Annotated in this window: 19 protein-coding genes; 11 read left to right on the top strand and 8 right to left on the bottom strand. The window is 69.3% G+C overall.

What is annotated here, in order from left to right:
* Positions 1–32: 32 nt before the first annotated feature.
* The 3 genes from ACIBVN_RS53355 to ACIBVN_RS53345 all read right to left on the bottom strand — a co-directional run bounded on the left by ACIBVN_RS53355 (position 33) and on the right by ACIBVN_RS53345 (position 3,028).
* Positions 33–656, bottom strand: coding sequence for a DUF5941 domain-containing protein (locus ACIBVN_RS53355; protein WP_397149358.1), 624 nt, complete (start codon positions 654–656; stop codon positions 33–35).
* Positions 653–2,068, bottom strand: a complete 1,416-nt coding sequence (locus ACIBVN_RS53350) for a CDP-alcohol phosphatidyltransferase family protein (protein ID WP_397149356.1) — start codon at positions 2,066–2,068, stop codon at positions 653–655. Before ACIBVN_RS53350 ends, ACIBVN_RS53355 begins: the two co-directional genes overlap by 4 nt.
* A 153-nt stretch (positions 2,069–2,221) precedes the next feature.
* Complete coding sequence (locus ACIBVN_RS53345) at positions 2,222–3,028, bottom strand: SAM-dependent methyltransferase (protein WP_397149354.1); 807 nt, start codon at positions 3,026–3,028, stop codon at positions 2,222–2,224.
* Positions 3,029–3,127: 99 nt separating this feature from the next.
* Here ACIBVN_RS53345 and ACIBVN_RS53340 point away from each other — a divergent pair, with 99 nt between their 5' ends.
* A complete protein-coding gene (locus ACIBVN_RS53340) occupies positions 3,128–3,877 on the top strand; it encodes a 2-C-methyl-D-erythritol 4-phosphate cytidylyltransferase (protein WP_397149352.1) in 750 nt (249 codons plus the stop codon).
* Positions 3,878–3,936: 59 nt separating this feature from the next.
* The gene (locus ACIBVN_RS53335) at positions 3,937–5,673 is read left to right on the top strand and encodes a CDP-glycerol glycerophosphotransferase family protein (RefSeq protein ID WP_397149350.1); all 1,737 of its coding nucleotides are present in this window, start codon (positions 3,937–3,939) and stop codon (positions 5,671–5,673) included.
* Here the strand turns inward: ACIBVN_RS53335 and ACIBVN_RS53330 are convergent.
* Positions 5,668–6,690: a glycosyltransferase family 2 protein gene (locus ACIBVN_RS53330; protein WP_397149348.1), complete on the bottom strand. Its 1,023-nt coding sequence runs from the start codon at positions 6,688–6,690 to the stop codon at positions 5,668–5,670. The two genes, ACIBVN_RS53335 and ACIBVN_RS53330, sit on opposite strands and share 6 nt — an antisense overlap.
* An 80-nt stretch (positions 6,691–6,770) precedes the next feature.
* Here ACIBVN_RS53330 and ACIBVN_RS53325 point away from each other — a divergent pair, with 80 nt between their 5' ends.
* From ACIBVN_RS53325 to ACIBVN_RS53305, 5 genes are all read left to right on the top strand, one after another.
* Positions 6,771–8,222 (top strand): LCP family protein, encoded by a 1,452-nt coding sequence (locus tag ACIBVN_RS53325; protein ID WP_397149346.1) that lies wholly within the window; start codon positions 6,771–6,773, stop codon positions 8,220–8,222.
* A gap of 35 nt (positions 8,223–8,257) precedes the next feature.
* The gene (locus ACIBVN_RS53320) at positions 8,258–8,605 is read left to right on the top strand and encodes an STAS domain-containing protein (RefSeq protein ID WP_397149344.1); all 348 of its coding nucleotides are present in this window, start codon (positions 8,258–8,260) and stop codon (positions 8,603–8,605) included.
* 121 nt (positions 8,606–8,726) lie between these two features.
* Entirely contained in the window at positions 8,727–9,557 is an 831-nt protein-coding gene (locus ACIBVN_RS53315) for a GNAT family N-acetyltransferase (protein ID WP_397149342.1), read from the top strand.
* Positions 9,554–10,393, top strand: coding sequence for an LLM class flavin-dependent oxidoreductase (locus tag ACIBVN_RS53310; RefSeq protein ID WP_397149340.1), 840 nt, complete (start codon positions 9,554–9,556; stop codon positions 10,391–10,393). Before ACIBVN_RS53315 ends, ACIBVN_RS53310 begins: the two co-directional genes overlap by 4 nt.
* Positions 10,394–10,497: 104 nt before the next feature.
* Complete coding sequence (locus ACIBVN_RS53305; RefSeq protein ID WP_397149338.1) at positions 10,498–11,220, top strand: hypothetical protein; 723 nt, start codon at positions 10,498–10,500, stop codon at positions 11,218–11,220.
* A 15-nt stretch (positions 11,221–11,235) separates the two neighbouring features.
* Here the strand turns inward: ACIBVN_RS53305 and ACIBVN_RS53300 are convergent, their stop codons facing one another.
* The 3 genes from ACIBVN_RS53300 to ACIBVN_RS53290 all read right to left on the bottom strand — a co-directional run bounded on the left by ACIBVN_RS53300 (position 11,236) and on the right by ACIBVN_RS53290 (position 15,003).
* Positions 11,236–12,051 (bottom strand): hypothetical protein, encoded by an 816-nt coding sequence (locus ACIBVN_RS53300; RefSeq protein WP_397149337.1) that lies wholly within the window; start codon positions 12,049–12,051, stop codon positions 11,236–11,238.
* Between the two features lie 216 nt (positions 12,052–12,267).
* Positions 12,268–13,401, bottom strand: a complete 1,134-nt coding sequence (locus ACIBVN_RS53295; protein WP_397149335.1) for a hypothetical protein — start codon at positions 13,399–13,401, stop codon at positions 12,268–12,270.
* 123 nt (positions 13,402–13,524) lie between these two features.
* The gene (locus tag ACIBVN_RS53290) at positions 13,525–15,003 is read right to left on the bottom strand and encodes an ATP-binding protein (protein WP_397149333.1); all 1,479 of its coding nucleotides are present in this window, start codon (positions 15,001–15,003) and stop codon (positions 13,525–13,527) included.
* Positions 15,004–15,421: 418 nt separating this feature from the next.
* Here ACIBVN_RS53290 and ACIBVN_RS53285 point away from each other — a divergent pair, with 418 nt between their 5' ends.
* Positions 15,422–15,871 carry a lamin tail domain-containing protein gene (locus ACIBVN_RS53285; protein ID WP_397149331.1) on the top strand — a complete coding sequence of 150 codons (450 nt, stop codon included), beginning with the start codon at positions 15,422–15,424 and terminating at the stop codon, positions 15,869–15,871.
* An 88-nt stretch (positions 15,872–15,959) separates the two neighbouring features.
* Here the strand turns inward: ACIBVN_RS53285 and ACIBVN_RS53280 are convergent, their stop codons facing one another.
* Positions 15,960–17,261, bottom strand: coding sequence for an alpha/beta hydrolase family protein (locus ACIBVN_RS53280; protein WP_397149329.1), 1,302 nt, complete (start codon positions 17,259–17,261; stop codon positions 15,960–15,962).
* A 493-nt stretch (positions 17,262–17,754) separates the two neighbouring features.
* On the opposite strand from ACIBVN_RS53280, the gene ACIBVN_RS53275 reads away from it, so the two are divergent.
* The 3 genes from ACIBVN_RS53275 (at position 17,755) to ACIBVN_RS53265 (ending at position 22,675) form a co-directional block, all read left to right on the top strand.
* Positions 17,755–18,849 carry a sensor histidine kinase gene (locus tag ACIBVN_RS53275; protein ID WP_397149327.1) on the top strand — a complete coding sequence of 365 codons (1,095 nt, stop codon included), beginning with the start codon at positions 17,755–17,757 and terminating at the stop codon, positions 18,847–18,849.
* A gap of 8 nt (positions 18,850–18,857) precedes the next feature.
* Positions 18,858–19,547: a response regulator gene (locus tag ACIBVN_RS53270; RefSeq protein WP_397149413.1), complete on the top strand. Its 690-nt coding sequence runs from the start codon at positions 18,858–18,860 to the stop codon at positions 19,545–19,547.
* 266 nt (positions 19,548–19,813) lie between these two features.
* On the top strand, positions 19,814–22,675 hold the full coding sequence (locus tag ACIBVN_RS53265) for a BTAD domain-containing putative transcriptional regulator (protein WP_397149325.1): 2,862 nt from the start codon (positions 19,814–19,816) through the stop codon (positions 22,673–22,675).
* Positions 22,676–23,775: the final 1,100 nt, after the last annotated feature.

Here is a 23,775-nt window from a genome sequence, read left to right as displayed (position 1 = left end):
TCGTCTTTTGACCCTCTGCGGGTAATCCGGGGTTAGTCTTGCGTTCCCGCCTCGGCCGCTTCCACCCCGGACCGGGGCGCGGCCAGCCAGCACGTCAGGCTCTCCCAGCCGAAAAGCGCCCACAGGTAGAGCGCGAGCAGCACGTAGCCGGCCGTCAGCCAGCCGGACAGGGCGATCAGCGAGACCGCCATCATCCGCCCGTCCCAGCCGAGGCCGAACGTGGCCAGCCACGGCGGCGGGTAGACGCGCTGCCGCAGCCGATAAACAAGATCATAGTGGTGGAACGCCAGCGCGCCGAGCACCAGGAAGATCAGCACGGGGTGCAGCCCGTGCGCGAACCCGCACGCCGCGACGAAGCTGTACTCGATCAGCCGCAGGATCGGCGGCACGAGCCAGTCGAACCTGCCGTCGTGCGCGTGCGTGCTGCCCGGCCCGGCCAGCAGCAGCGTCACCGCGGGCGCGAACACCGCGAGCCCGTCCGTGCCCGCCACGCCCAGCATCAGCAGCACCCCGGTGACGAACGTGCCCGCGATCACCGGCGGCAGCGGCGGCAGCTGCCCCGCCACGAGCAGGCCCATGGCGCGAGAGAGGGGACCGTCGTCGCGGTAGGCCACGACCGTGCCGCTGGGGACGGGGTTCATGTGGGTCGAGGTCACCGTGCCGACCTCGCGATCCGCCCGCCGAGCTGGTAGAGGACCGCCACGCCGCCCCAGCAGAGCAGGGACAGGAACGTGACCCTGGCGTTCCAGATCGCGGCGGTGACCGCGATCAGGGCCGTCCGCTCACCGATGGGCAACACGATGATCTTCTTGAGCCAGCGGACGACCGTGTCACGCTCCATTCTCTGGGCGAACCGGAGCACGCCCTTGGCCCGCCCGCCGTCGGCCGGCTCCAGCAGGGAGCGCGCGGGACGGCCCCACAGCGCGCCGACGCGGGCCGCGTCGGCGGCGGCCCCCGCGTACGCGAAGTAGACGGCGTGCCGGACGACCTGGAGGACCATGGCGGCCACGGCGAGGTGCCAGATGCCGGCGCCGCCGAAGCCGAAGGCCAGGCCGACGTAGACGACGTATTCCTTCAGCCGGTCGGCCATGCCGTCGGCCCAGGCACCGAGCGGCGAGAACGTGCGCGTGTAGCGGGCGAGCTGCCCGTCGAGGCAGTCGAGTGCGAACGACAGGCAGAGCAGCAGCGCCCCCGCCAGCCGGCCGCCCTGCGTGCCCGCCGAGAACCACACGGCGGCCAGCCCGGCCAGGCCGATCGAGGCGCCGGTGACGGTGTTGGGGACGACCTTGAGCCGGACCGCCGGCCTGATCAGGTGGCGCGTCCAGGTGGAGACGAGGAAGGTGGCGAAGAAGCCGTCGTTCTCCTTGACCGAGAGGTCGAGCCTGACCCTGGCCTCGTCCACCTCGGCCAGCCTGGTGACGGCGGCGTCGGCGGCGTTCTGGCCGGCCACCCGGTCGGCGTGCAGCGGCCCGAGCCCGGCCGCGCGTACCGCCACGCCCGACCTGACCAGCCCGACCAGCAGCAGGTCGACCGCCTCGACGGGGGTGACCGGGCCGAGCTTGCCCGTGTCGGCCAGCTCGGCCAGCTCCTCCGCGATGTCGGCCAGCGAGGCCAGGTCGGACTCGCCCGCCTGCAGCACGCCTCTGAACGTGGCGTTCGCCTCTGGGACGACGTGGAACGAGCTGCCCGCGGCGACGATCCTGCCGCCTTCCACGCGTACGGGCGGCCGCATGGGCGCCGCGGTCGCGTCGTGGGAGACCAGGGCCGCGGTGTTCCGGGCGGGATGGTCGAGCAGCAGCGCCAGCGCCTCGGTGTGGGCCACCAGGTCGGCGGGGAGCACGGCCACGGTGCCGGCGGAGATGCGGGCGATCTTGGCGATGCCCCGGAGGTCGGCTCCGAGGCCGCCGCCAGGGGTGACCACCTGGATCTCGTGTACGGGCAGCGTGGCGAGCTGGTCAGTGACGCGGTCGAGCAGCGTGCCGCCGGCACAGGAGAGCTTGCATGCCGGGGTCGTGGCGAGCAGGACGGCCGACGTGGCCGCGCTCTCGCGGGTCAATGAGTCGGGCAAAGCGCAGGTCTCCTCCCGGTCGCACGGGAGCCGCGTGGCTTGGGGGTGCGTGCGTAGGCACAGCGTAGCGACAGGTCAAGCCGATATCACGGAACGAGACCGTTACGCGTAAGAGTGGCGCGGCGGCCGGGGTTCGCCTGCGGGGCCGGAGCTTCAGGAGGTGCGCTCGAGCCGGCCGACTCCGCCGAAGAGGGAGGTGGTGCGGGGGGAGCCGTCATCCTCCGGGTGCCAGTCGCACGGGCGGACCAGACCGGGTTCGACGAGCTCGTAACCGTCGAATATGCGGTGGATCTCCTTCTCGCTCCTCAGCACGAGGGGCACCGTCGCACCGGCGAACCCGGCATGCCACCCCTCCTGCTCCTTCTGCGACATGCCGTCGGTGGTCAGGTGGGAGATCGCCACGTACGAACCCGGCGCCTGCCGTTCGCGGAAGGCCGCCACGATCCTGGAGGGGTCCTCTGCCGGGGTGACGAAGTGGAACACCGCGACGAACAGCACCGCGATCGGCTCGCCGAAGTCGAGGAACCCGTTGACCCGGGGGTTGTCCAGGATGGTCTCGGGCTTGCGCATGTCCGCGGTGACGATCCTGGTGGAGTCGTCGGCCAGCAGCGCCCTGCCGTGCACGGCGACGATCGGATCGATGTCGACGTAGACGACCCGCGAATGGGGGTCGGCCTCCTTGGCGATCTGGTGGGTGTTACGTGCGGTCGGCAGCCCCGAGCCGACATCGAGGAACTGGCGGATGCCGCACTCCTTCGACAGGTACCGCACCGCGCGTCCGAGGAACCGGCGGTTCTCCAGGGCGGTGGAGCGCACCCGGTCTTCGCCGATCACCTGGTAGAGCTTCGCGTTGGCCGCCCTGTCCACCTCGAAGTGATCCTTGCCGCCCAGCGCCTCGTCGTACATGCGCGCGGCGGTGGGGACACCAAGCGGGATGTTCGGGGTGCTTTCGGTCGTCATACGATCTCCTCGGCGCGGCCGCACAAATCCAAGATCACGATAGCAAACCGGACAGCGCCCGTTGACTCTTGCCCGGCCGACCTGGCTTACGCTGCCGATATGGATTCACGGTTGCGGTCGGTCGGGGTGCTTCTCGCGGGCGGCGTGGGGCAGCGGATCGGGCTGGACAAGCCCAAGCAGCTCATCGAGGTCGCGGGGAAGACGATCATCGAGCACTCGCTGGCGGTGTTCCAGGAGGCGCCGGAGATCGACGAGATCGTGGTGCTGATGACGCCGGGTCACACCGACCGGATCCGCGAGATCGTGACCAGGGGCGGATACGACAAGGTCAGCAAGGTCGTGGACGGGGGCGCGAGCCGTACCGAGAGCACGTGGCTGGCACTCCAGGCGCTGGGCACCGAGGAGTGCAACGTGCTGCTGCACGACGCCGTACGCCCCCTCGTGGAGCCCAGAATCATCACCGAGTGCGTCAAGGCGCTGGAGACGCACCAGGCGGTCAACGTGGCGATCCCCAGCTCCGACACGGTCCTGGTCGCCGTCCCCACACCCGACGGCGAGGTGATCGGCGAGGTGCTGGACAGGGCGGTGCTGCGGCGCAGCCAGACGCCGCAGTGCTTCCGGCTCTCGGTGATCCGCGAGGCGTACGAACGCGCGCTCGCCGACCCTGACTTCGCCGCCCGCCCGGCCACCGACGACTGCGGCGTGGTGCTGCGTTACCTGCCCGGCGTGCCGATCCACCTCGTGCCCGGCAGCGAGCACAACATCAAGGTCACCCACCCCGTCGACCTGCGGATCGCCGAGCTCCTCTTCCGGCTCACCTCAACTCCGTCGATCTCCGACTTGCCCTGATACGTCGCAGACGTTCGCGTGGACGGCGCTTGACCCGCCGATTGTTACCGTGCGATCACATGAGGAGACTCATCGCGATCGCGGCCCTGCTCGGCGGCTACCCCGTGCTGCTGGTGTCGGCACTCTGGCCGGCGCCGGCAGTGTTCGGGGTGGTCGCCGCGCTCTCCTATGTCGTGGAGTACGTGGCCGCGCGCGCCGCCAGGCCGCTGCCCGACGTGCTCGACCGGCTCCATCTGGGGGTCACGCCGCGCTTCGCGGCCAGGGAGACCATGGCCCTGCTGCTGGTGGCGCGGACCGCGGGAGTGGACTCGCCGTGGTTCGTGGCGCTGGCGGCCGGGATGTTCGCGATCCACGTGGTGCGGGCCGGGCACACCGGGCTGGCCCTGCGGCTCAAGGGCCTGCTCAGCAGGATGCCGGTGACCACCCGCAACCTCGACGTCTCGGCGCTGCGCATCCCGAAGATGCCGCCCCCGTCGCTGCGCGACAGCCGCAGCATGCGCTTCCTCTACCTGGACGCCCTCCCGGTGCTCGGCGCGGCCTCCGGCGCCGAGCCCGCCGCGATCGGGGCCGCTCTGGCGCTCGTGCTGGGCACCGCCGGGGTGCTCGCGCTCCTCCCGTACGTGCGGCGCGCCGCCCCGCTCACCGACAAGGCCAGGGTGCTGGCGGTCGTCGGCGAGCAGGTCGAGAGGTACCGACCCGAGGTCATCCTGTACTTCTCCGGCGCCACCGCGGCCGCCTACCAGGCCAGGATGTGGCTGCCCACGCTCGAGCGCATCAGCCGGCGCGCCATCGTCGTGCTGCGCGAGCGCGGCATGGCCAGCCACCTCGACGCGACCACGCTGCCGATGGTGTGCATCCCGTCGTCGGCCGACCTGATGAGTTTCCGCGCCCTGTCCAGCGCCAAGCTCTGCCTGTACGTCTCCAACGTCGGCAGGAACGTCCACATGCTGCGCATCCCCAACTTGCGCAGCGCGTTCCTCAACCATGGCGACAGCGACAAGGAGGCCTCGTTCAACCCGTTCTCGCGGGTGTACGACGAGGTGTGGGTGGCCGGGCCCGCGGGCCGCGACCGCTACCGCCGGGCCAGGGTGGGCGTCAGGGACGAGAACGTCCACGAGGTCGGCCGGCCGCAGCTGGAGGGCATCTCGACGCGGGGGCCCGGGCTGCCGTACCGCACCGTCCTGTACGCCCCCACCTGGGAGGGCTGGAACGACGACCTGTTCCACACGTCGCTGATCACCATGGGCCCGCGCATCGTGCGGGCGCTGCTCGACCACCGGCCGCGGCTGCGCGTGATCTACAAGCCGCACCCGCTGACCGGCCATCGCGACAAGCGCGCGACCCGCGCGCACAAGAAGATCGTGGCCATGATCGAGGCCGCCGAGCTGGCCCAGTCGAAGGACAGGCACCCGTCGCGGGCGTCCGGGGAGGCGCCGCGGATCGAGCATCTGATCGTCGCAGGGCCCGAGCCGCACCTGTACGACTGCTTCAACCAGTGCGACCTGCTGATCAGCGACATCTCCAGCGTCGTGGCCGACTTCCTGGCCAGCGGGAAGCCGTACGCGGTGACGAACGTCGCGGGCCTGCCCGAGCCGGCCTTCCACGAGCGTTACCCGAGCAGCGAGGCGGGCGTGCTGCTCGGGAAGGACCTGGCCGGGCTCGCGGACTTCCTCGACGGGGAGGACACGCTGGCCCGGGCCAGGGTCAAGCTGAGGAGCTATCTGCTCGGCCCGGAGTCCCCGGACGCGCTGACCCGCTTCAACGCCGCCGTGGAGCGGGTGTTCGCGGGGTCATGAGCCGGGCGGCCTGGCCAGCTTCTTCGGGCTCGTGAGGAAGCCCCAGCCCCAGGAGCAGTGCATGGTCGCGTACACGACGGGCAGCCGCAGCAACGCTCCCGCGGGCAGCCCGCCGCCGGTCAGCACCGAGCCCGCCGCTATGGCGGCCACGTAGCCTCCCGGGACGATGAGCGACCAGGGGAAGAACGGCGCGACGACCAGCCCGAGCAGCATGGCCAGCACCGCGGCGGGGGGCGCGAGGTAGCGCAGGTTGATCGTGCCCTCGTGGGTGCGCGAGACCACCCGCCGCCACCGGCCGTAGTGGAAGTACTGCTTGGCCAGCGCCTTGGCGTTGGGCCGGGGCCGGTAGGAGACCCGCATGCGCGGCTGGAACCAGACCAGGCCGCCGCTCTGGCGGATGCGGTGGTTCATCTCCCAGTCCTGGGCACGCTGGAAGTGCTCGTCGTAGCCGCCCACCCGGTCGAGCGCCGAGCGGCGGAAGACGCCGAGGTAGACGGTGTCGGCGGGGCCGGGGGTGCCGCCCACGTGGAAGGCGGCGGCGCCCACGCCGATCTTGGAGGTCATGGCGCAGGCGACGGCCTGCTCGAACGGCGTGATGCCCTCGGCCGCCATGATGCCGCCGACGTTGTCGGCGCCCGTCTCCTCCAGCGTCTCGACCGCGACGCGCAGGTAGTCGGGTGGCAGCATGGCGTGGCCGTCCACCCTGGCCACGATGCCGTTGCGCGAGGCGCCGATGGCGGCGTTGAGCGCGTTGGGCGTGCGGCCGGTCGGGTTGGGCACCACGATCACCCGGGGGTCGGCCGCCGCGATGGCGTCGGCGACCTCCTGGGTTCGGTCTTGGGACGGACCCACGGCGAGCACGACTTCTATCTCACCTGGGTAGCTCTGGGCGAGTACCTGGTCGACGGCCTCGCGGAGGTGCCGCTCCTCATTGAGGACCGGCATGACGACGGAGATGGGGGGCCAGGCGCGCGTTGTCTCCGCGGGCGCCTGCGGCGAGTCGGGGAACTGCTTCATGGCGGGGCTCACGCTACTGTACGACCAGGGGAGGAGGGCAATCGAAAGCCCGATCCTCCGGGTGACAAGAGGGGGACGGCATGCGCGAAGGGGGAGGGCAGGTAACGGGCGAGGAGGACGCCGGTGTGCTCGTGGGCGGCGACGCCTACGGCGGCGTCAGACTCCCGCCCACCCGCCCCCGCAAGCCGCTGAGGAGCGCCAAGGCCCGCCGGCGCAACGTGCTCGTCGCCGGTTTCCTGTCCACCGGGATCCTGGTCACCACCGGCGTGGTGTGGGCGACTCCGCGGCAGATCGGCACCGTCGACGCGGGCGTGTCCGCGCCCTCTGCCCGCGGCGCCGAGAACATCCTGCTGGTCGGCATCGACAAGCGCGACGACCTCACCCGCCAGCAGCAGAACCAGCTCAAGCTGGGCCGCGAGTCCGGCCAGCGCACCGACACCATGATGGTCATCCACCTGTCGGAGGACCACAAGCGGGTCACCGTGGTGAGCCTGCCGCGCGACACCTGGACGACGATCCCCGGCAAGGGCGACCACAAGATCAATTCGGCGTACCAGCTCGGCGGGCCCAAGCTCACCAAGCAGACCGTCGAGGCCGCCACCGGGCTGCAGATCAACCGCTACATCGAGGTGAACATCCTCGGCTTCATCGACGTAGTCGACTCCCTCGGCGGCGTCACCGTCTGCACACCCGTGCCGATCAACGACCCCAAGGCCGGCCTCAACCTGCCCGCGGGCACCCACCAGCTCCAGGGCGTGCAGGCTCTCGGCTACGCCCGCACCCGCGCCACCGCCCGCTCCGACCTCGACCGCATCGACCGGCAGCAGCAGGTCATCTCGGCCCTGCTCAACCGGGCGCTCAGCGCCGACACGCTGGCCAACCCGGCCAAGCTGGCCGCGTTCGTCAACTCCACGCTGAGCACGGTCAAGGTCGATCCCGACGACGGGCTGCTCGGCCTGGCGACCCAGCTCAGGGACGTCTCGCTCGAAGACGTGAAGTTCGCCGACGTGCCGCTGACCAACGTCGACTTCAAGGCGCCCACGGGCGAGTCGGCGGTGCTGTGGGACAAGCAGGCCGCCCGCGACATGTTCACCAGGATCAACGCGGACCAGGACCTGGCCAAGCCAGCCACCCCTTCGCCCTCCCCCAAGCCGACGAACACCGCCATCGCGCCGAAGAGCGTCACGCTCAAGGTCAAGAACGGCACGCTCATCACAGGTCTCGGCGCCCGCACCAAGGCGGCGCTGGTCGCGTACGGCTTCAAGGTCCCCGGCGAGCCGGGCAACACGACCAAGAAGGACTACAAGAAGACGATCATCCGGTACGCCGCGGAGCGTGAGGACGCCGCGAAGCTCGTGGCCGCCGCCATCCCGGGGGCGAAGCTAGAGAAGGCGGACATCCAAGGCATCGAGGTGATCATCGGCAGCGACCAGCCGAAAATCGCCAAACCGAAGACGACCTCCATACCATCCCCCAAGCCGAGTGTTACAAGTACGACCAAGACGGCAATGGAGAACATATGTAAGCAATAACTATAACGATCGGCGTTTCGGGCAGGTGACGGCCCATGGTGGTCAGGTCGTGGCGGGAAGACCCCTGTACGGTGCTGCACGTGGTGGGGGACCTAGATGTGGCGGGGGCGCCCCGATTGCGGGCCGAGCTCGACCAGGCCATGGCGGCCGCCGACCCGCTCAACCTCGTCGTCGATCTGACCGAGGTCCCGTTCTGCGACTCCGTGGGCCTCGGCGTGCTGGTGGCCACGCTCAACCACGTCCAGCGCGTGAAGGGCCGTCTGATCCTCGTGCTCGCCCCCGGCATGATCCGTCACCTGCTGACGATCACCAACCTCGACCGGCACTTCGAGACGAGCGAATCCCTCGGAGAGGCCCGCTCGGCCTTCGGCAACGCGGCCTGAGCCTGGCGGGGCGGCCCGGCTGACCGGAGCTGTGCGAGAACATGGTCATGTCATCGTGGGCACCCCTCGCACGGCCGCATGAAGTCGTGGGAGCGCCCCCTCAGGTGCGGAGGCTTTCACGTTGTTCGACCAGTTCCCCGAGCCAGGGCGCTCCCAGCTCGCGGCCGCCTTCGACGAGGGCAGGACCCGGCCTGAGTGGTGCTTCGTGGAAGGGCAGGCCCGCCTCGCGTTCTGGGCGCCCTTCGCCGGCTCGGAGCCGGTGATCATCTGGCAGTTCGATCCGGGCCCCGACCCGGCCGCCGCGGCCGAGCTGCTGCGCCGGAGCCTGCGGACGATGGGGCTGAGCAAGATGATCCACGACATCGCGCTCAAGCCGGGCCTCGATCCTGTCGTCGATCGCGCCGTCGAGCACGAGGCCCTGACGCTGGCCGGGTTCGCCATGGAGGTCGAGCGGCTCATGCTGGAATGGGTGGCAGGCAGCGACATCCCGCCCGACCCCGGCCGCCTGACGTACCACCCGGCGCGCCGCATGGACAGGGCCGAGGTGATCGACATCCTCGTCCGCATCTCCGAGGGCTCGCTCGACTACGACACGCGGATCGAGGTGGCCACGGCGGGCGCCGAGCGGGAAGCCCGATGGATGTACGACGACCTGATCAGCCGGAAGGCCAAGCCCGACTGGTTCGTCATCGGTTATCTGGGCGACTCCCCCGTCGGCCTGGTGGCCCCCGACGACCACTCGATCGCCTACATCGGCGTCGTGCCCGAGCATCGCGGCCACGGCTACGTCAACGACCTCCTGGCCAGGGGCACCCGCACCCTCGCCGAGGCCGGCCTGCAGCGCATCGTCGCCGCCACGGACGTCGCCAACGTCCCCACTGCCGACGCGTTCCTGCGTGCTGGATACTCGGAGGTCGGCCGGTTGTTCCGCTACTACTGGAGGGCATCGTGAGACTTGGAGTCATGTTCGACCGGGACCTGCCGCCCGAGCAGCTGATCCCCTTCGCCAAGGCGCTCGACGAGACGTCCGTGGACGACCTCTGGGTGGTGGAGGACCTCGGGTGGACCGGCGGCATCTCGGCGGCCGCCACCGCGCTCGCCGTCACCTCCCGGCTGCGCGTCGGCATCGGCATCACGCCCGCCCCCCTGCGCAACCCGATGCTGCTGGCGATGGAGCTGGCCAACCTGGCCCGGGTACATCCCGGCCGGCTGGCCGCCGGGATCGGGCACGGCGTGGGCGACTGGATGCGCCAGGTGGGGGCCGCCCCGCCGTCGCCCCTGGCCCTCCTGGAGGAGACCATCACAGCCGTACGCGCGCTGCTGCGCGGCGAGACGGTAACCCTGCACGGGAAGTCCGTGCATCTGGACGGCGTGTCCCTGGTGCACCCGCCTGCCGTGCCGCCGCCCGTGCTGGCCGGGGTGAAGGGGCCGCGCTCGCTCGCGCTGTCGGGCCGGGTCGCCCAGGGCACGATCGTGCCGGAGGGCGTCGGACCCGCGCACCTGCCGGGGATCCTCGACCAGATCGGCGCGGATTCCGACCACGAGCTGGTGGTCTTCACGTTCCTGCACACCGGGGCCGACTTCGAGGAGGTCACCCGTCCGATGGTGGCGGGGCAGGCGGGCTTCCTCGGGGTCGCGCCCGAGGAGGTGGTGATGGCCGCGGGCTCTGCCGAGGCGGCGGCCGAGCAGGTCAAGGCGCTCTGGGCGGCCGGAGCCGGCACGGTGGCGGTCCGGCCGCTCGGCTCGGACCCGCTCCAGCACGTCACGGCGCTGCTCGCGGCCCTCTGAGAGCCCTCGGCCGCCCTCCAATGGCCGAATGGCCGAGGGCGGGCGGCCGGCGCTCGGCCGGATGGTCGATGGCGAGCCGCCGGTGCTCGGCGACGATCGTCCCCATGAGACGAATCGTGGTAGCACTCGCTGTTGCGTTGGCGGCCACCGGATGCGCGGTGGACCTGGAGGCAGAGGAGGTCCACTCCGCCCAGTCGTTCGCCTTGACCGGCACCGCTCTCAAGATCAGGTCCGCCCTGGGCGGCGTGCGCGTCCTCCCTGGCACCGCGGGCCGGGTCGAGGTGGAGCGCTGGGTACGCGGCAAAGCCGCCGACGACGGCAACGCCACCTGGTCCCTGCGCGACGACACCCTCCGTCTGGGCGCCGACTGCACCATGGTCTTCGGCGACTGCGGCGCCCGTTACCACGTCAAGGTCCCGCCCGGCGTGCGGCTGTCGATCGACGCGGCGGACGGCGTCATCCTGAACGGCCTCACCCAGGAGGTGGACGTGTCCAGCCGGGACCGCATCCAGGTCTCGGGCACCACGGGAAAGCTGCGGCTGCGGAGCGAGGGCCCGGTGACCGGCGAGGGGCTGAAGTCGCCGGACGTCAGGTGCCAGACGTCGGACGGAGCGATCGACCTGACGTTCGCCGGCCAGCCCACCGCCCTCGACCTGCGATCCCAGGAGGGCAGAGTGACGGCCACCGTGCCCGAGGCCTCCTACGCGATAAGTGCCCGCAGCAAGGAGGGCACCGAACGTTCCGAGCTCAAGCACGACGCCAAGAGCCCCAACACCATCACGGCCCGCAGCAACTCGGGAGACGTCCGGATCCTCGTGGCCAAGTGAACCGCGTGCCGCCCCCTACTCCCAGATGGCGGCGTAACGCCCGTTCTCCGCGTTCACCTGGACCGGGGACAGCCCCTTGGCCTTGAGGTCGTCGAACCGCTTCTGGAAGCCGGCGGAGGTCATGTCGATGTAGTGGGCCCAGGACCTGTCGCCGTCCCTGCGCCACACCGCCGTGTACGTGCCGTCAGGCGCCACGGCCACCTTGACCGGCCGGAACCCCTGCTTCTTCTGGGCGTAGAAGGCGGCCTCGTGCTGCTCCCTGGTCCTGCCGTAGGTGCAGTACCAGGCCCCGCGCCGGTTGGCCGTCCACACGCCCACGTACCGCAGGTCGTCCGAAGTGCCGTACACGTCGACGGAGGTCAGCGTGAGCCCCTGGTCGGCGGCCTGCTTGTTGGCGGCGCCGAACTGATCGGGGGTCAGGTTGGACCTGGCGACGAACTTCCCGCTCCTCTTCTCGAAGACGGCCGTGTACACCGGCGAGTCGGCCGGCCCGGTGGCGGAGACGGAAGTCGGCTGCACCCCTTCCCGCAGCCCCTTGTCGAACTGCTGCTGGAACTCGTCGGCCGACATGCCCTGCCAGACGCCCCAATTGGACGGAGAGCCACCCTTGACCCAAACGGCCGCATATCGCTCACCGTCGGAAACGTTTACCGTAATCGGGCGGAAGCCCTGATCCCTGAGCTGACGGACCCGATCCACGCTCTGGGCGGCCGTCAGGCCGTGATAGGCGACCCAGGCCGGACGCGCCTGCGCGTCGGCCGCGGGCGCCACCACCGTCATCGGAGCGGCGAGCCCGATCAGCAAGGTGACGGTCTTCCTCGTGGCCCGCATGACCCTCCCACACAGAATTGGCTTTGCTCGTTCGCGAGGACGAGACCGCTTTGCTCGTTCGCGAGGCCCGACCCTAACAGCCATGACTGCCGGTCCGCTGGCAGCCCGTCGAGCGCGCGGCAACTGTCCCTTCTGCGGCAAATCTGAGGTCACCCGGGCTCAAGAGCCGTGCCTCCGGAGGCGGCTCGCCGCCCCCGGAGGTCCTCAGCCCCAGCCTCAGCCGACCTTCTCGAACGGGGTCGGCGTCTGCCCCGTCCAGCGGTAGAGCTGCGCCTGCCCGGTGTACTTCTTGACCCCGTTGTCGGTGACCGTCCCGGACTTGGAGACGTAGTAGCGGCCTCCGCCCAGCGAGATCAGGCCGTACTCGCCGGTGAACTCCCATCCCCTGACGCCGGAGGCGTCGTGCTGGAGCCCGCCGGGCGCCAGCGTGAGCAGCCGGCCCCGCTCGGGCTGCGGCTGCCCGACGATGTCCCCCTCAGCGGGCCGCGCGCCGCCGTCCACCATGAAGAAGGAGTAGTTGGGGAACTGCGGCTTCTTCCCCTTGTAGACGGCCATCATCCAGTTGCCGGTGTGCTCGTCCCACTCGAGGTTCTGCACGCCGTACGTGGTGTTGCCGGTGTAGGCGAAGTACTTGCCGTCCGTCTGCTCGGGGCCGCTCTTGTGCGGGTCGCTCTCGGTGAGCGGCTTCTCGTACTTCCTCCACTGCTGGATGTCGTACTGGAGGACGACCTGGTAGTCGTTGTCCTGCCTGCTGACGTTCGAGTAGATGCCGTACGCGACGGTGAGCAGCTGCTTGCCGTGCTTCTTGCCGAACTCCGGCCCGAAGGACACGCCGTCGATGCCGCTGCACCCGTACCGGTGATCGGGGGTGTTGCCGACGTTCCCGTCGAACTTGCCGTCCCCGTTCATGTCGGCCGTGTAGTCGGCGACGACCTCCTTCAGGTAGACCGTCTTGACCACGCCGGTGGTCTGGGCGTCCATGTTCGGGCTGGTGATGCGGTCGACGTCGAAGATCGCGATGTAGAACGACTCCTGCTCCTTGTACTCCAGGGAGCCGTACACGCGGCCGTCCTTGGCGTTGAAGTCGAGATCGCCGAGGTGCCCGGTGAAGCCCGTCACCGACCCGATGAGGTTGCCCTTGAGGTCGGTCTTGACGAGGACGTTGGTGAACGAGAAGTACATGAACCCCTTGCGCCGGTCGATGGCGATGCCCTGGACGTGCCCTTCGGTCCAGGCGCCCCCGTTGATCTCGGTCGGCAGCTCCAGGGGGCGGTCATCGGCGGTGGCTGGGGCGGCTAGCAAGCCGAGCGAGGCGGTGGCGACCACGGCGAGCGTCAGGACTTTGCGCATGTTGCGGTACCCGTCTTCGGTTAAGGAACAGACCGAAACCAGACGTTATACCGATCGAATGCCGCTGTCTGACATATGAGTGAACCAGCAGTGAAACACCCCCAAACTGCTCATCCAGGCCACCTATGGGCGATACAACCGCTCGAGCCCCACCAGAGCCACACGAGGATCATCGCCGGCCGTCGCGCTCAACCCGTCGCTGAATCCCGATCCTCCAAAGCAGGCGAGCACGGTGTCGCGGGTGTCGTATCCCTTTGCGCCCAGCAACTCGCGCGCCCTCGCGAGCCGTTCGAGGTGATGGCGGCCCATCACCTCACCCCACTTGACCTCGCCGAGCGACAGGATCCGCCGCGGCTTCCCCGGCTCCTGAGCGGCCAGTGCCACCACGTCGACCTCGATCTGGCTCCTGGTTGCCGTATCAGGCACGACACCTGCCCCGATCTCCGCCGGGAACTCGCCGAAAACCGAATCTCCCGCGTCCAGCGCGAAGTCACGGCACAGCGACTCGAAGTGCGGCCCCACCACCTGGGCGAGAAACGTCTGCCTGACCGACTGCCATACGGCTTCGGCCCGGTGGATCTCCAGCTCCGGCCAGCGACGCCGCATGATCGCCTCATAGAACGTGATCAACGGCTCCACGATGCGATAGCGGGCGCGCCCCGAGCGGAACAGGTCCGGCTCGCGCCTGACCAGCGCACAATCCTCCAGCACGGTGAGCGGATGAGTGATCTGATCGGACCTGCGCCCCACATAGTTGGCGATCCCCCCGTTGGTCGAGTTCCCGCTCGCGATCGCTGCCAGCACCGAGTGATAGAGCCCCGGATCCCGAATCTCCGGCTCTTCCGCAAGCAGATACCGCGCCTCGCGAAAAAGCGGCATCTGTGGATTGAGCACGGTGCGGGCAACCCAGGAATCGAAATCGTGGAGGCTCTCGGGCACGTCACCTTGCGTGAACTCGTACCGGTAGGCAGGCGTTCCACCGACGATCGCGTGCAGCATTACGGCCAGCCGAGGATCCGTGATCCCCCAGAACTCCGCCGCGTCCCGATAGCGAAACGGATGAATCATGAGTTCGAGGCCGGACCGTCCGCGCAGGGGTGCCTGCCCGGAAAGAAGCCCGCCCATCACGGACATGGCTGATCCGCAGAGAATCAGCCGTGCGGCGCTCTCCCGCGCGCTGCCGCCAGGCCCGAGCTCGCGCTGAACGATCGACGGCAGTGCGGGCGAAGCCCTGAACAGGAACGGAAACTCGTCGATGATCAGCGGCACCGCCCGGCCGCTGAAGGTGCGGAACATGTAGGGGATGGCGTCGTTCCAGTCCCGGAAAGGGATCTCCACAACCTGCCGGGTGAATCGCGTGAGAGCTTCGGTGAAGAGCCGCAGCGATTCCGCCTCCGTCGCCTCGGTGGCAGCGAAATACAGCCCATCGGTCGCTTCCGCCAAGGCCTGCAGCAGGAAGCTCTTTCCCTGCCGGCGTCGCCCGCTGACGACCCCAAGCGTCGCACCGGGCATCGCGACCGCTCGGTGTTGCGGTGCCGCGAAGCCTGCCAGGCCCTGCCACTCCCTCACACGGCCGAAGACGCGCTCAGGCTTCCGGATCAAGACCCCTCCAACTGCGAAGCGAAGACATTACAGAAGCATACTTCTCAGAAGTACAGCTCTGTGAATTTCAACACTCGCGCACAGGATCGTTCGCAGCTCGTCGCTCGAGGCCGGCAACCTCCAGGCATTGACGGTTTCGCTGGCGTGTCAGCGGCTACCAGTTCGACCTCGAACCCGTCCTTGTCCTCCAGGTAGGCGGCATAGTGCCGCCCCCCGCCGGCGCGCGGGTGGCGGTCGGGAACATCAGCGTCCAGCCCTTCGCGGGCGCCTGCTCCAGCCCCCAACGCGCACCTGCCCCACCTCGAACCCCCCGGCCGAAATCAGTGGCCGGATGCGGACAACGTCGGTCGCCAACCCCTGAATGACAGCAATCGTCCCATTGATGTCACGTTCCATCCCGAGTCTTTTGGAGCCCGCAGTGCTCAAGCATCTACTCGCGGCGAGCGGCGTCGCAGCCGCACTCCTGCCGTTCGCCTCCACGTCCGCCATGGCCGCGACCCCAGTCGTTCAGATCACCAAGGTGTACTACGACTCGCCGGGGTCCGACCGGGGCGGCAACGCCTCACTCAATGGCGAATACGTGGTGCTGCGCAACACGTCCAAGAAGAGCATCCAGCTCGAGAAGTGGATCCTGCGGGACGAGACCGGCTACAAGTACCGGTTCCCGAGATTCATCCTCAAGCCCGGCAAGTCGGTGACCGTGCGCTCAGGCCAGGGGTACACCAGCTCGACGACCTTGTACTGGGGGCGCAAGTGGTACGTCTGGAACAACGACGGGGACACGGCAAGCCTCTATCGAGGCAGCGACCTCAAGAAGATCGACACCTGTAGCTGGGGGCGCGGCGGCATCTCCACCCGCTGCCAGTAGGCCGGCACGCCGCTGAACACCGTTCCCACAGAATCGGGCGTTTGCCGGGGACCCGACCGCGCACCGGCAGCCTGGCCCCGGCGGCGATCTAAGCGCACAGCTTCTGCTCGACGTCACACAGTTTGACCTCGGGGTAGCGCGTTGACGGCTTGTCCAGCAGGGGCTGGGGCTTGTGGCGCAGGTGCAGGTCGAAGAAGGCTCGAACGTGGCCGCGAGTGATCTCGAGGGCGCGCTCTCCAGACAGGCCGGGATTGCGGTGGATACCGAGCTGCTCCACCAGCAGCGCGGTGTCGGTGAAGGAGGCATGCTCTGCCCCGGCCACCACGAGCCAGCGCTTCCACCCCGTCAGATGTGCCCAGTCCCGTTCCCACGTGGCGTCCTTGCCTCCCGGGCTGTGCATGGCCTGCGCGCCCAGGAAGAGGAACGGCCGCGACAGTCCGCTGTTCGGGATCGGGGCGAACGTGGTGCCGTCCATGTCGATCCCAGCACGTACCCGGGGGTCCTTCAGCATGGCGGCGATGGCGCTCGCGCCTCCTGCCGAGTGCCCGGCCATCGCGATCCTGGACGGGGCGATCAGCGAGGCGCCCTTCCACATGGGGTGCGCGCCGGTCAGCTCGTCGAGCACGAAGGAGACGTCGGCCGCTCGGCTATGGCCCACCTTGTTCCAGAACTCCTGGCTCTTGTCCGCCTCGCATGCGACGCACGTGGTGACCCGGCCGTCGGGAAAGGTCGTGGCCAGGCTCTCATAGGTGTGGTCGATGCCGGCCACCACATAGCCTCTGCTCGCCAGTTCCTCGGCCAGCGCGGTGAGCGAGCTGCGGGGCTCGGTGAAGCCCGGGGAGAGCACCACCAGGGGCAGGCTGTGTTCGCGTCCGGCCGGTTTGGCGTCGCTGAAGGCGTTGGTCCGCGTTCTGCTCAACGCGTCGTACGGCACGCCGGGGATCTCTTCACCTTTCAGGATGAGCTCCGACTCCTTCGCCGTCATGTACGGGGCCCGCTTCCCGCTGCGGGATTTCGTCGGGTACCACAGAGAGATCATGAGTTCTCTCGCCTTCACGCCGGCGACCCAGGGATCGGCGCGGGAGGTGTCCTTGAGGTACAGGGACGTGGTGCCGACCGGCTGGGATCCGGTCGGTTCGGGCAGGTACGGCGTGCCGATCCGGGTGGACGACGGATCGGCGGCGACGGATGCGGTGGAGCTGGGCGACGGTTTGCGTGAGGGGGCGTCGGACACGACCGAACCGAACGCGGAGGCACAGGGGGTGGCGACCGCGAAGGCGAGCAGGACCGCGACGGTGGTGGCGCCTCGGCGGATCCGGCGGGGCGGCGTCGGTTTCCCGGCGCTGGTGCCGTGCCCTGAGGCTGGGCTGTGCGTACTATTCCTCTCCATCACATAACCCAATGAACTGTCCTTCCTGAGGGGGCCGCCTCGACGGGACCTGTGCCGGCGGCCGGTGGCGACGACGACGCTAGAGGCCGGCGAGATCCGTCCGCGTCGGCTGTCATGCCGAAATCGAGCCCTTCTCAGGGAGGAGCCCTCGGCGGTGTCATCCTTGCGATGTACTCCCGGCGGAGGGCGGACCCGGTCACTGGGGCTGACGCGGGACGTGCCGGGCAGCCGGAACAATGCATCAGTGACAGCAAGCAACCGACGTAGATGGTGGCAGTTCGGCCTGGATGCGCTACGACCTGTGCGCAAACCCACCCGGCCCTCGCGCCGGTCGCTCCTCGCCGACCTGCTGCTCGCGATCGTCTTGACCGTTGTCGCAGTGGCCGCGACGGCGGCGACCACAGAAAGTACCCATCGCGTCGACAGACAGCCGCCTGCCCTGTTGGAGTCCTTGCAACTGCGGCCCCCTCCCCAGACACGAAGCGGCGATGCCGTGCCTGACCGCCTGTACCGGCCCGTCCCTCCCGCCGACGACCAGGAGGATTCGGGCCCGCTTCCGCTCCTGGTGGTTCTGACGGCGCTGCCGCTGGCGGTGCGGCGGCTGTACCCACTGATCACCTTCTGGACGGTGCTGGCCGCGGCGTTGGCCACCCGGGACGACGCGACATGGATCACCGTGCTGACGTTTGCCATCGCCGCCTATGGCGCCGTGGCCAAGAGCCATCACCGGGTGCCCGCCATCGGCGGACTCGTCCTCGCCACCGTGCTGGCAGGCATCGCTTTCCAGGACTCCGTCCCGGCGTTGCCCAGCTGGCTGGGGCCGTTCGTGGTGCTGCTGAGCGCCGGAGTCACGGCCGGTTTCGTCCGCTCCTGGCGGCAACAGCTCGACGTCGGCCGCCGTCGATTCTCTGAACTACAGCGCGCGCAGGAGGAGGCCATGCGCAAGGCCGTCCAGGAAGAGCGCTCTCGGATCGCCGCGGAACTCCACGACGTCGTCACCCACAATGTGAACGTGATGGTGATCCAGGCCGGAGCGGCACGCAAGGTGATGGACACGACCCCGGCCCAGTCGAAGCAGGCCATGCTGGCGGTCGAAGCCAGTGGCCGAGCTGCCATGGCCGAACTGCGCCACGTCATGGGCCTGCTCGCCGGGCCGGAGAGCGAAGGGGCGGAAGGCAGCGCCAACGGGCTCGAACCGCAACCGGGACTCGACCAGCTCGACTCCTTGATCCAACGGGTTCGCGCAGCCGGAGTGCCGGTCAGCGTCGAGATCTCTCCGCCGCCCGGCCCAGTGCCGCCCGGGGTGGACCTGGCCGTCTACCGCGTCGTTCAGGAGGCCCTGACCAACACGATCAAGCACGCGGCCGGTGCGGCGGCGTCCGTCACGATCGGCCACCGCGGCGACTGGCTGGAGATCGAGATCACCGACACCGGCGGCAGACAGACGACACGCGCCGGAGACGGCCAAGGCCGGGGCCTGATCGGACTGCGGGAGCGGCTCGCCCTCTACGGCGGCGCCCTGCAGGCCGGGCCGCAGACCGACGGCGGCTACCGGATCAAGGCGCGGGTTCCGTGGACCACCACGTGAACAGGCCTATGCGCGTGGTCATCGCCGACGACCAGGCGCTGGTACGCAGCGGGTTCGGGATGATCCTCGCCGCCGACGGCATCGAGGTGACGGCCGAGGCGGCCAACGGAGCGGAAGCCGTCGCCGCCGTCCGACGTACTCGACCCGACGTCGTGCTCATGGACATCCGGATGCCGCAGATGGACGGCCTCGAAGCCACCCGGCAGATCATGGCAGAAGGCGCGAACGAGACCCGCGTCCTCATTCTGACCACGTACGACCTCGACCACTACGTCTACGCCGCGCTCGCTGCGGGAGCCAGCGGCTTCCTGCTCAAGGACGTCACCCCCGAGCACCTGGTGGCCGCGGTACGCCTGGTGCGCGCAGGGGACGCACTTCTCGCACCGACGATCACCCGCCGCCTGGTCGAGCGGTTCGCCCGCCGCGACGAGGCCAAAGCAGCCGTACACCGGGACCTGTCGGAGCTGACGCCCCGGGAACTGGAGGTGTTGCGCCTGCTCGCCACCGGTCTGAGCAACGCCGAGCTCGCTGACCGGCTGAGCCTCAGCCCGACGACGGTGAAGACTCATGTCGCGCGCATCCTGTCCAAGCTCGGCCTCAGGGACCGGGTTCAGGCGGTCGTACTCGCCTACGAGACCGGGTTGATCGCCCCAGGCTCGCCAGCCGGCCGGCCGCCAGGGAGTATGCCTGGGCGGTGAAAGCCGGCCGCTTTAGTCCGTCTCCTGCTCCGTGAACGTCGGCGGGCACGTCCCCCTGCTCGCCGTGACCGCCGGTCTCCGCGCTCGGCGGGCCGAGCGCGCCTTGGGGCAGTCCTGCCGTGGCCTCTCCTGCTGATCGGTAGCCTGCAAGCCACATGTAAGCCTGCAACTCTAGACATGCACATGTGAACCGAGACGCCGGAAATTCACACCAAGATGGCGTTCTGTCGATCATCGCCGTGAACAGGTCCGGCCATCTCGTTAGGATGCCGACTCCGTTGAAGGAGGAGAGCGCGCTCCTCATGGCGCTGGAGATCAGATTTCTCGGTCCGTGGCAGGTCCTGGCCGGTGACGAACCGGTCCGGCTCGCTGGACAACGACGAATCGGCGTGCTGGCCAGACTCGCCCTGGACACCGGGCAGAACGTACACGCCGAGCGAATCCTCACCGACATCTGGGGGCACAGCTCCGCGGCGACCGCCGCCAAACAACTCCACATCGTGATCTCCAAACTCCGTGAAACCCTCGGAGCCCACACCACCGAAGAGATCATTCAGACCATGCCCGGCGGCTACCGGCTCGCGCTCGAACCAGACCACATCGACGCCCACCGGTTCACCCGCCTGGCCAAACGCGCCCGCACCGCCCAAGCGCAGGGGGCCACGGCCGCCGCGGACGCCCTGTTCCGCACAGCCCTGCAGCTGTGGCGAGGCGGACCGCTGGCCGAACTGACCGCCCCCTGGGCACGAATCGAAGCCACCCGTCTGGAACAAGAACACCTCACCGTCCTGGAAGACCACGCCGATCTCCGCCTCGCCGCCGGCGACCACCACGCGCTGGCCGCCGACCTGGCCGTACACGCGCGGGCCCACCCACTACGCGAACGCCCCGCCGCCCAGCTCATGCTCGCCCTGCACCGCGCCGGCCGCCCATCCGAAGCGCTCGCCGTCTACCAGAACACCCGCCGGATCATGGTCTCCGAACTCGGCATCGAACCCGGCGCCCAACTACGCCGCCTGCACCAGGCCGTCCTGGTCAAGGACCCCGCCCTCGACCTGACCACCCCGGCGCAACAGATCACGGTCAGCGAGCCGTACATCCCGGCCGAACTGCCCGCCGACACCCACGCCTTCACCGCCCGCGCCACCGAGATCCAGCGCCTGCGCACCGCACTAGGCTCCGCCGACGGACCCCCACACGGGCCCGCCATCACCGTGATCGACGGACCCGGCGGCATCGGCAAATCCGCCCTGGCCGTCCACGTCGCCCACGCCATGGCCGCCCGGTTCACCGACGGCGTCGTCTACCTCAACCTGCACGGATCCACCCCCGGACTCGACCCGCTGACCCCGACCCAAGCCCTGCGCCACCTGCTGCGCTCCCTCGGCCTGGACGGCGCCGCCGTCCCTGCTGAGGCGGGCGAGGCCGCCGCCCGCTACCGCTCCCTGACCGCCACCTGCAACCTGCTGGTCATCCTGGACAACGCCCGCGACGTCCGCCAGATCCGCCCGCTCATCCCCGCCGGCCCCGGCTGCCGGATCCTGATCACCAGCCGGGATCCGCTGGTCACCCTGGACAACGCCCGCCACCTCCACCTGGGCACCCTGAATGCCGCCGACGCCGCCGCGCTACTGTCCCGCCTGGCCGGACCCGACCGGGTACGCGCCGAACCGCAGGCGACCCAGCGGCTCGTCCACCTGTGCGGCGGCTCCCCCCTCGCCCTGCGCATCGTCGGCTCCCGCCTGGCCGCCCGCCCCGACTGGACCCTGTCCGACCTGGAAGTACGGCTGGCCGACGCCACCCGCCGCCTGGACATGCTGGAGTACGCCGACCTGACCGTCCGCGCCAGCATCGCGGTCAGCCACCGCCACCTCCACGAAGAACCCACCGGCCGCGACGCCGCCCGCCTGCTGCCCCTGCTCGGCCTGCTCGACCTCCCCACCCACACCCCCGCTGCCGCCGCCGCCCTGACCGGCTGGCCCCACCACCGCGCCGAAGCCGCCCTGGAACGCCTACAGGACGCCCGCCTCCTCGAACCCGCCGGACCCGACCGCTACCAGTTCCACGACCTGGTCGGCCTTTATGCCCGCGAACGGGCACACCAGGACCTGTCCGAGGAGGAACGCACCACCGCCGTTCGGCGTGCGCTCCACCACTACCTGACCACCCTCTGGCTGGCCAGCCCCATGCTGGGCCGCGATGCCGTACCGCGATGCCCTGTCGAATTGCCCGACACCCCCTTCAAGGACCTGGCGGAGGCGGGACGATGGATCCAGGACGAGCGGGAAAACCTGCTCGCCGCCGCGCAGCAGGCGTTGGACGGCCCCGACCCGGCGAGCGGCATCGGCCTGGCCATCGGACTCCACTGGCCCTTCTGCTACCAGGGCTGGCACACGCAACTGGCCGACATCTACGCGCACGCCATCGAGGTGGCCGATCGCATCGGGGCATGGGAGGACAAGGCCCAGCTCCGCAGCTTCCTCGGCTGGGTTTACCGGGACCAGGGCCGATACGACGCCGCGATCGCGCAGCTGAAGACAGCTCTCACCGACTGGGACCGCGCGGGCCTGCCCCAAAGGAAGGCCGGAGCCCTCAACAACCTCGGTGTCATCAACACGATCGTGGGCCGTCTCGACGACGCGCTCGGCTACCTGGAGTCCGCCGTCATGCTCAACGACGACGCCGAACGCCCTGTGGGATCGGTCGTGATCCGCAACAACCGGGTGCACGTCTACTACCGTCAGGGGCGCTTCGATGAGGCGATCGCGGAAGCACGCCAGGTGGTGGAGCTGTGGCCGAAGGCGGACCCACTCGCCGGTTCGGGCACGGCACAGGATTCGCTGGGCGACGCCTACCGCCACGCCGGCCGGCTGACCGAGGCGGTGGAGAGCTACACGGAGGCCGTGCGGCTGCTCCGCGAGTCCGGACACCGCCTGAAGGAAGCCGTGTCACGCTGGTGGCTCGGCACCACCCTGCACCGTCTGGAACGGCACGGCGAAGCACGCAAACAGTGGGAGGAGTCCGTCAGCCTCCTGCGCGACGGCTGCCTGCTCACGCCCGGGGAGGCGACCGAGATCCTCGCCCAGACCGTGCCCGAAGCACCCCAGCCGATCAAGAACATGCTCTGACTCCGCCGGCGGAGCCGCTGCACAACCTCCCGCAAGGAGGGCCTGCACCAGCTCCGCCACTACAACGCCGGCGTCATGCCGGCCGGCGGCGTCTCAGTCAAGGAACTCGCCGCGTGTCCCGGACACGGCTGACCCCACGAGCTCATGCGAGATTTACGCAGGTCAGGAACCTACTTGAGGAGCTGGCGGGCCATCACCATGCGCTGGATCTGGTTGGTGCCCTCGTAGATCTGGGTGTTCTCCGATGCTCTCCGTGGCCACCTGCGGAAACCTACCGATCACGAGCCTGGCCAGGGGTTACTGTTGCGGCTGGCTCTCGTCGTTTCTCGCTGTTCTCGACCATCCCACGGAACAGCGACGGAACAGGGCAGGAGGTTGCTCATGGCGATCCCGAAGAAGGGCTCGCGGCCCATCCCTGTCGACGGCACCGTATTCCGCTGGTGCGTCCGTCGTAAGCCCACGTATGGCCAGGGGAACAGTTGAGCTCGATGACGTTCGCGGTGGAGCTAGCCGACGCGTCGGGTCGCGTCCTTCTGGTGTCTGTCGCTTCCCTTCTCGCGGCCGGACGCATGGTGGGGAGAACGGACGATGGCCATACGGCCGGCGCTCGTGACGGCGACCATACGCATGGCCCTCGTTCACGGCTGGGATCCGCGGCAAGCAGGCAACGCCTTCGACCTTGCACTCACTGATGGGGCCCTGGCCGAGTTAATGAACAGCCAACCGCCTGCCTACGACACCCCTTTCATGCGGAGATAACTTCCTCCTCGACCAGCACGACCGTCCGCTTCAGGCGGAGCAATCACCCTGCTCTGCTGCGCGAAACCGTGGTCAGGCGCGTGTGTATGGGGTGCAGGTGCGTCGGCATATGGGGACGTTGCTGTCAATATTGCTGTCACCTCAGCCATGGTCGCCCGGTGGCAAGGTCCGACGGAGGAGGGCCTTGCCGGCGATCGCCCCAGCCCGTAAGACAGGTACCGAAGTCCGCGATCGTCACGGCCTCAGCCCTCTGTGCCAAGCTCAAGTGAGACAGATGGGACTAAAATTCCTTAACTGACACGAGTAGGGCGAGAACGGGTATCCACCGCAGTGACCATGAC

It is taken from the genome of Nonomuraea sp. NPDC049400, assembly GCF_044466425.1.
Classification (GTDB): Bacteria; Actinomycetota; Actinomycetes; order Streptosporangiales; family Streptosporangiaceae; genus Nonomuraea.
Note: the sequence above shows the minus strand (reverse complement) of the source record. Positions and strands in the feature narration are given on the sequence as shown.